We start from the raw sequence: 2,124 nt of genomic DNA on the forward strand, positions 1-2,124 counted from the left end.
ACTATGTGGTTCCCGGACAACAACACCGTTGTTGCTACCTGGAACACGAACCATGTCTCCCTTGTCCGGGGGGCGGGTTCACAACTTTTACCGCACTGCCGGCACCCACCACCGTTTTCGAACGGGTCGGGGGTTCCGGGACGTGTTGTAACCATTGTTTTCCCCACGCACACCTTGTTGGTTTTGGGTGTGTGGTGCGGGTGGAAGGGTTACGGCGGTCATAGCGTGGGGGAAACGCCCGGTCCCATTCCGAACCCGGAAGCTAAGACCCACAGCGCCGATGGTACTGCATCCGGGAGGATGTGGGAGAGTAGGTCACCGCCGGACAATATTTGAATAAACAGGGGGAGCCCGTACCAGTGTTGGTACGGGCTTCACTTGTTTAACGGCCCTGGTTTAGTCAGAGGTCAGGCCCCGCACCATTGGTGCGGGGCCTGACCTGTTTAAGGCCTCAACACGGCAGGCGGGGTGCACCCGGCCCGTCTCCTTTTCGGTCAGCTATGCCCGGTCCCACGCCAGATCGAGGGCTACAGGCATGGACATGTCTCTCCGGGAGATCGGCCGTTCCCGGCACAACTCCGTATGCGTGCTCGGAGTCAATACGTACTTCTGGTGCGTGCCTGGCTTTTGCAGACATTCCGGCTTTTCCTATCGTCGGCCGCGTATCGGGCCTAGGGTGCCAAGCACCCACCGAAGTGTGTTTCGGCATTGTCACTCGCGAGCCATCCCCAGGGATAGAAGCAGGAAGACCCCCATGAGCCATTACTTTTCATCCGGCCCGCGGCGTCGGCCGGGGCCCGAGCGCCGGCTACGCAGGTCACTTTTAGGCATGGCGGCCGCTTCAGCGCTGCTGCTGGCACCATTCGCGGCACCCGCGAACGCCCGGGTCACGGATCCGGACGAAGACGATCCGGCACCGGTCGCCAGCGCAAACGCGGATCTCGTGTTTACCAGTCGAGGCGAAGGCCAAAGTATTCAGGGTTTCCTGGCCAACGATCCCACCCCGCCGGATCTCACGCTGCCTTATCCCGCAGACAACCCGGCGGGAGTCTCTCCCGCCGGCGGGTACACCGGCATCCTTAACACTCTGGACGCCGATGGCCGGCTCGGCCGGATGTATTGCATCAACGTCGCGATAGGCACCACCCTCGGCGTCGGCTACGTTAACGCTCCCTGGGAGGAAGCCGACATAGCCAACCTTGGCTACGTAAATTACATCTTGAACAACTACTATCCTGCGAATCCCGCAGCCCCTGAGGGCTTAACCGCAAACCAGCAGGCTGCGGCGGTGCAGGCCGCGATCTGGTACATAACCGACGGATACCTGGTCAATACAACGGAGACGGCCATCAGGCCCGCGGTCGCGGATATTGTCAATGACGCCCGAACCAGGGGGCCTCTGCCGGAACCGCCCCCGCCGAACGTCACCGTGACTCCCCCGGCTGCTGCGGCTCCGTTGGGAAGCATCGCCGGCCCGTTCACGGTGGCAGCGGAGGGAAGTGCGGCGATCACGGTTTCCGTGCCGACCGGATACACCATGTACGCCGACGCTGCGGGGACCGTCGCAATCCCGAACGGGAGCACATTCCCTACGGGGACCCAGATCTGGGTGGGCGGTCCGCCGGCATCCACCGCCCCGGGAGTCCTCAGAGCACGCGCTGCCGTCAACGTCCAGACCGGCAACGTCTACCTCTACGATCAGGCTGATCCACTGGTGGAAAAGCAGCCAATCATCCTCGCCGCGACCACAGTGTTGGAAACCGGAACCCAGGCGACGGCGGAGTTCTTCGTGGCGGGAGATCTGGTAGTGGACAAGGTGTTTGCCGGTGGAGGGGTCGGTAGCCAGGGGGCCGTCACCCTCACCGTGGACTGCGGTGAAGCAGGGGCGTTTGTTTTCGAGATTCCTGCTGGCACAGCAGCTCCCGTCAGCAACACTGTAACGGGCCTGCCGGTGGGAACGGTGTGCGCGGTGACGGAAGAGGTAACCGGATCCACCCTGGAGGTGACGGTGACACCCGTGCTCCCGGAGCCGGTGACAATCATCGAAGGCGAAAACATCCTGGAGGTCACAAACACTGTGGAATTCAACCCGGGCAGCCTTCTCGTGGCGAAAACCGTCAGCGG

1 protein-coding gene and 1 rRNA gene are annotated in these 2,124 nt (G+C 62.5%); both read left to right on the plus strand.

Features of this window, described 5'->3' with window-relative positions; genetic code table 11:
- The first annotated feature begins 210 nt into the window (after nucleotides 1-210).
- Nucleotides 211-327, plus strand: a 5S ribosomal RNA gene (gene rrf, locus LOC60_RS16050).
- A gap of 502 nt (nucleotides 328-829) precedes the next feature.
- Nucleotides 830-2,124, plus strand: a 1,295-nt coding sequence (locus LOC60_RS16055; protein ID WP_230026714.1) for a thioester domain-containing protein, incomplete at its 3' end; no start/stop codon positions are given.

Origin of the sequence: Arthrobacter sp. zg-Y769 (genome assembly GCF_020907405.1) — a bacterium.
Lineage (GTDB): Bacteria > Actinomycetota > Actinomycetes > Actinomycetales > Micrococcaceae > Arthrobacter_B.